This is a genomic window from Mesorhizobium sp. M1365 (genome assembly GCF_040317865.1).
Taxonomy (GTDB): domain Bacteria; phylum Pseudomonadota; class Alphaproteobacteria; order Rhizobiales; family Rhizobiaceae; genus Mesorhizobium.
In genome coordinates, this window is record NZ_JAMYLG010000090.1 from 1 (window position 1) to 5,942 (window position 5,942).

Consider the following 5,942-nt stretch of genomic DNA (forward strand, 5'->3'; position numbering starts at 1 on the left):
TTTTATACCACCCCGTAACACTCCCCGCGCCGCCCGCGCCTTTGGGGGGGGGGTTCCTCTAACTGTGTTTTGTTATCGGGTCCTGTTGGGCGGGGCGGGGGGGGGCCGTTTATATGCCCCGGGCCCGCCTGGCCGTTGCCGTGTTTATGGGCAGGCCTGGACGAAAGCTGCGACATTGCCGCTGCCGCCCTGGCTGACATTGGCATCGCAGCCGTGGCCCACCTGCACGCCGGCAGCAATGTTGCCGTTGCCGTCCTGGGTCAGAATGGTGGTGTGGTTGGAGCCGAACTGGCCGACGCCGGCCACGTTGCGGTTGCCGTTCTGGTAGGTGGCGCCGTAGTTGCCGGCCCCGTCCTGGCCGATAGCCGAAAGGTTGTGGCGGCCGCGCTGCTGGCCGATCACCTTGTTGAAGCGGCCGTTCTGGTAAACCCGGATACGGTTCTTGAAGCCGTTCTGGGCGCCGCCAGCCGAATTAGACCAGCCATACTGCTCGATGCTCACGTCGTTGGCCATGGCTGGGGCAGCGACGACAATGCCGACAAGAGCGGCGAGCGCGGTTGCGATGAAAGAATTGCGGATCATGAGGGCGTCTCCTTTGGCGGACGGGACCGCGAGTTGAACGGCTTCGTTTTAGGAGATGCCGTTCGAACCGATGCTGAAGGCGGCGTTCAGCCGTGGTTCAGGAGGAGAAGCGGGAGGCCGCCTACGTCCCTGCCCCTCATAATTGGGCTGATCGCCACTTCAGGCTGAAGAGGGCGGTGGCCGAAAAGCAACGCCACCTCTTCGATCGAAAAGCCAATTTTGAGCATAACGTTCGACATCCGCAGCTTCGTTACGCCATTGCGGCGGCGGACCACGGCAGCTTCTGCCGCGCCGCGCGGGCGCTCGACAATTGGCGCTACTTGCTCGTTCCGATGCACGCTACTGCAACATTTCCTTCGCCGCCGGCATTGTACTTTTCTGAGCGCTGCACTTTGCTCGTAATTCGTATCTCGTAATTCGTATAAAGACCCGAGATTCGCGGGTCTCTATGCTGGACTCCTCGGCCAGTCTGCGGCTGGCGTACTCCTTCCGGTTTAATTGCTTGATTGCTAATGTCCCGCTAGCCAAATCCAAGTGTGTGACCGGTGCGACGTCCGCGCTGCCAAGCCGGCCTCAAGGGCGAAGGTGCGCATTAACTGAAGTGCGCCGTCTTCTTCCACGAGCGCGGCGAAATCCCGCGACCGATCATTCGAAAGCCAAGCGTTCCGCGCCTCCGGCCTCAACCTCGTCGTTAGCGCGATCGTGCATTGGGATCCGGTCTATATCGAACGGGCCGTCACTCACTTGGGCAAAATGCATCGCGAGGTTCCGGATCACCTGCTGAAGCGCGTCTCGCCGCTGAGCTGGGAACACATCAATGTGACCGGCATCTACACATCTACAGTTGGTATGCAGATCATCAGATGCCAGAAGGCTTCCGGCCGCTCAGATTTCCGGCTCGGTTCCGCCACGCCGCATGAAGTTCATGCTCCGTTCGACCTTATCGTGTCGCTGGGAACAATTCTTGTTCCGACCCTAGAAAAGCCTGCCGCTCGTATTTGTGCGTGCTGATCGGACGGCGACATAGTGCGCCGTTGCGCACAGAGGGCCGTGCCCGTCCATCGGCGGGCTGGGCCTGCTATCGTACTGTCCTTGACGAGTTCGAACTGGATGGCCAGATGCTTGGCGTCATTGGCTGTGCGGTCGGTTCTTCGTTCGCCGTACTGGTGTTGAGCAGCTGTCTGCCTGACCGCTGGCCATCGCTGGGATCAATAACCCGCGCGCCAGGAGTGCCCCGCGGTGTCGTCGCCGCGGCCTCAGCTTGCAACCGCAAGCGCCGCTTTCTTCGTGACGGACGGCTGCCGGCGCAAGCGACGCTTGGCTGCGAGCTTGAGCGCTACCGGCGGCTCGCTTGACAGCGCGCCGCGCACTGCATCGACGATGCTATGGGCAACGAAATCGGCATTGATGTCGCCGGCCAGTGCTGCCGCCGCCTGGCTGTCGTCGTTGCCGGCCTCCGACCAGAACGCGATGCCAACCCTGAGCGCCGGCCTGGCGCGCTTCAGCCGGCGCACCAGGAAGCGGGCGTGCTTGACGGAATCGGGGTTGAGGAAGCCGACAACGACGGTATCGACAGCGGCAAGATCGAGCCGGCGAATGCTCGCCGGGTCCATATCGGCGAAGCCCGCCGTCGACACCGTCGCGCCTTGAACTTCGAGCACCTGCGCCAGCATGGCAGCGGCGGCATCATCAAGCTCGCCGCGCCCGCCGCAACACAGCACTGACATGCCGACGCCGTTAGGCAGTTCGATCTCGTCCTCGGCTTCCTTGCCCTCCCCGGCTGTTTCCTTTCCCACATCCGTCTTGCCATACTCGGCGAAAGCCGGCTCATCCTCTTCGACCGCTTCTTCGTGTGCGCTGTCGTCGAGATTTGCCACCAGCGTCAGCGCGCTGGCTGCCATCTGCCGTCTCTGCTGGTCGTCCATGACGCCGCGGACACGATCCTGCTCGCCGAGCAACAAAGCGGGAATGACGATCTTGTCGTAGAACTCGACCAGATATTTCTCAAGCATCTCTTCGGCGTGGTCGGTGGCTTCGTCCGGATCGCCGGCCAGGAGCCGCTGGTAAAGCCGGGCATGCGGTTCGAGCACTGGCTCGTTGCCGAACAGCACGTCGAGGAATTCGAACTGCGGCACGTGCCTGCCGAGCACAACCAGACAGACGGTGAGGGGCGTCGACAGGACCAGGCCGAGCGGGCCCCACAGCCAAGTCCAGAAGATCGCCGCAACGATGATGGCCAATGGCGAGAGTCCCGTGCGCGCGCCATAAGGCCAGGGTTCGATGACATTTCCGGTGAGCAACTCCATCACCATGAAGAGGGCGGCGGTCCACAGCACTAGCGACCAACCGGGCGCCACCGCCAGCGCCAGGAACAGTGGTACGAGCGCCCCGATGACCGGGCCGATATATGGAACGAAGCGCAGCGCCAGCGCCAGCAGGCCCCACAGCAGCGCATTGGGGATGCCCAGAATCCAGAGCCCGATAGCGATCGGTATGGCATAGACGATATTGAGGACCAGCTGCATCAGCAGATACTGGCCGACGCGCTTGCCGGCATCCTGCAGCGCCTGGGTGGTGCGGTGCAGATCACCATAGCCGACTAGGCGGATGAAACGATCGCGCAGATCCTCGCGCTCCAGCAGCATGAAGATGACGACAACGACGATCAGAACCGCCGAGGCCAGCGGGCTGATCAACGGACCCATGAGGTTCTGCAGGATCTCGAGTGGCCGTTCTCTCGCGACGATCTCGACCGGCACGGGCTCGGGCCTCGGCGCGTCGGCGGCGGGCGGTGACGGTTCCTGCAGATCGATCTCCTGCCCGACGCGCTGGATCACCTGACTCAATCTGGCAATGATCCCTCCTCCTGCCCCGGTTTCCTTGAGCGAGCGGATCTTGGTCAGGATATTTGTCTGGTAGGCCGGGATGTTCTGCGCCAGTTCGCTGACCTGCGACGCGGCAATGAAGGAGAACAGAGCGAGTGCCGCGAATGCACCGAGCACACTGACGATGACGGCAGGAAGGCGGGGAATGCCGACGCGCTTCAGAGCCGACACCACGGGCGCGAGCGCGAAGGTCAAAAGCAGCGCAATAGCGATCGGCAGGAACACTTCGCGCCCGAAATACAGCGCCGCAACCGCCGTCACGATGGTAGCGACGGTGGGCAATGAAGTGCGCGGACGGGCATTGGGGGCGAACGGAATGCCCACCAGCCCGGGCTCTGATGGGTAAATTCCGTTTAGACGATTTGCCGCCACTGAATACCTCGCCCTGCCAGCCGCCATGATATCGGGCATATTTAGCTGGCGTGCAACATCAGTGGGTCTACGCGCGCTTGCCGGATTCAGCGAACAGTCCGGCTCGCACGTTGTCGTGCTGCGCCGGTTAGATTCAATCCGCGACACGAGCCGTCAAGTGTGTAACAAGGGCCGAAGAGGAGGCGAAGGCGCCTCCAGATCGGCCTTGAGCCTTGTTCCACCCAATTGCGAATATCGAGGACGCGCAGACGCTGTCGCAGGCCATCGTCAACACGATCGCCGAACCGTTCCTCGTCCTCGACGAAAAGTTTCATGTGCTGGCGGCCAGCCGCTCTTTCTATCAGACCTTCAAGGTCGACCCCGAGGAGACACACGGCGCCCTTCTCTATGCGCTAGGCGACGGCCAGTGGGACATTCCGGCACTGCGCCTGCTCCTAGAGACGATCATCCCTGAGAAGACCGCCATGGACGGCTTCGAGGTCGAGTATGATTTCCCCAACATCGGCAAACGCACGATGCTGCTCAACGCGCGAAAGGTACTTTACGACCACAATTCGGCCGTCACCATCCTTCTCGCCTTCAACGACATAACGGCGCGGCGTGTCATCGAGCGGGAGAAGGAAGAGCTTCTCGGCCGCACCGAAGACCTGTTGCGGCAAAAGGATGTGCTACTACGTGAGATGGAGCATCGGGTTGCCAACAGCCTGCAGATTATCGCCAGCATCCTGTTGCTGAAGGCCCGTTCGGTCACCTCCGAGGAAACCCGCCAGCATCTGAAAGATGCCCACCAGCGGGTCATGTCGGTGGCTGAAGTGCAGCGCCATCTCCACACCTCAGCAGGCATCGACGAAATCGACGTCGGCTCCTATCTGCCGAAGCTGTGCAGCAGTCTGGCCTCGTCGATGATCGGGGATGCACAGCCGATCGCCGTCAAAGTCACCGCGGAAGCCGGCAGGATCGACTCGCAGAAGGCGGTCAGCTTCGGGCTGATCGTCACCGAACTTATCCTCAACGCGATCAAATATGCGTTCCCCCGGGAGAAGACCGCAGCCCTGATCCAGGTGTCTTACGAGACCAATGGCAGCGACTGGAAACTGACGGTCTCCGACAATGGCACCGGCAAGCCAGCCGGCCGCGCACCAAATAGCGGCTTGGGAACAGCCATCGTGGAGGCACTGGTGAAGCAGCTCGAGGCCCGGGTGGATGTTATCAGCGACGCCAACGGCACGAGCGTATCGGTGTCCAGGGCAACGTTCACGTCGCGCATACCGCGGGCGGCGTAGCCCTTCCCACAACTCTCAGACCCAAAAAACAGCAAACCCGAACATCGTATTCTGCGTCAACGGCGTGGGCGACGTGCCTCTGGGGCTGGGACCAGGCCGATTGCGAAGTCTGGTTCGGCGAGCCACGCGGAGGTACGGCGAGCAAATACTATTCTCGAGACTACCTGCTTTGCTTGCTCGCCCCCGCCATGGCAGCGAGTTCACCTCGAACGCCATCCTCTCCTGGGCGGATCAGAACCGCGTCGAATGCCATTACAACGCGGTGTATGTCCATGCCGATAATACGCACGGCTCCCTCCATCGTTGGTCACGAACAGGGAGCGAGCGGGCAACACGACAAATACGGATCCGCGCTGGCAGCGCATCCGGGCGAGTCGTAGGGGCGGCCAGATAATGTGCTCGAACTCGCAGTTCATCTGCATACGACGGCCTGCCCGCACTAGCGTGCTCCCGGTGCCCCGTGGCCCGGATGCGCCAAGCTTACCGAACCTGACGTACCGAACAAACGATGGCACCAAGAACATCATGCCGGATAATGGCTTCATCGAGAGCTTCAACGGCCGACTGCGCGATGAACTGCTCAACGAGACGCTGTTTACTTCGCTGGCTCAGGCACGCGTCGCCATCGCCCTGTGGCGCGCCGACTACACAACACCGCGCGGCCGCATTCCCAAATCGCCTGGCAGACACCGGCCGAGTTCGCCACTACCTTCAATCTGCGACGGTCGCTCGCGCGTGCGCGAACTCGATCCCTTGCCGCCGGGGGCGCGCGAGCCGCTGTCCGAATGGATCGACGATTGTGCCAATGCGCTGGTCGAGG

At 62.0% G+C, this 5,942-nt stretch carries 4 protein-coding genes and 2 pseudogenes; 4 read left to right on the plus strand and 2 right to left on the minus strand.

Going from position 1 to position 5,942, the window contains the following annotated elements; all coding sequences use genetic code 11:
- Nucleotides 1-144 precede the first annotated feature (144 nt).
- A complete protein-coding gene (locus NKH04_RS32830) occupies nucleotides 145-582 on the minus strand; it encodes a curlin (RefSeq protein ID WP_353045586.1) in 438 nt (145 codons plus the stop codon).
- Nucleotides 583-758: 176 nt separating this feature from the next.
- Here NKH04_RS32830 and NKH04_RS32835 point away from each other — a divergent pair, with 176 nt between their 5' ends.
- Nucleotides 759-998, plus strand: a complete 240-nt coding sequence (locus NKH04_RS32835; RefSeq protein ID WP_352542271.1) for a hypothetical protein — start codon at nucleotides 759-761, stop codon at nucleotides 996-998.
- A gap of 126 nt (nucleotides 999-1,124) precedes the next feature.
- Nucleotides 1,125-1,502 (plus strand): annotated as a pseudogene (locus NKH04_RS32840) (Tn3 family transposase); the annotation flags it as partial.
- A 336-nt stretch (nucleotides 1,503-1,838) separates the two neighbouring features.
- Here NKH04_RS32840 and NKH04_RS32845 read toward each other — a convergent pair.
- Nucleotides 1,839-3,839, minus strand: coding sequence for an AI-2E family transporter (locus NKH04_RS32845; protein WP_353045587.1), 2,001 nt, complete (start codon nucleotides 3,837-3,839; stop codon nucleotides 1,839-1,841).
- A gap of 212 nt (nucleotides 3,840-4,051) precedes the next feature.
- Here NKH04_RS32845 and NKH04_RS32850 point away from each other — a divergent pair, with 212 nt between their 5' ends.
- Nucleotides 4,052-5,122, plus strand: coding sequence for a sensor histidine kinase (locus NKH04_RS32850; RefSeq protein ID WP_352542273.1), 1,071 nt, complete (start codon nucleotides 4,052-4,054; stop codon nucleotides 5,120-5,122).
- Between the two features lie 534 nt (nucleotides 5,123-5,656).
- Nucleotides 5,657-5,832, plus strand: a pseudogene (locus tag NKH04_RS33365) (integrase core domain-containing protein); the annotation flags it as partial.
- Between the last annotated feature and the right edge of the window lie 110 nt (nucleotides 5,833-5,942).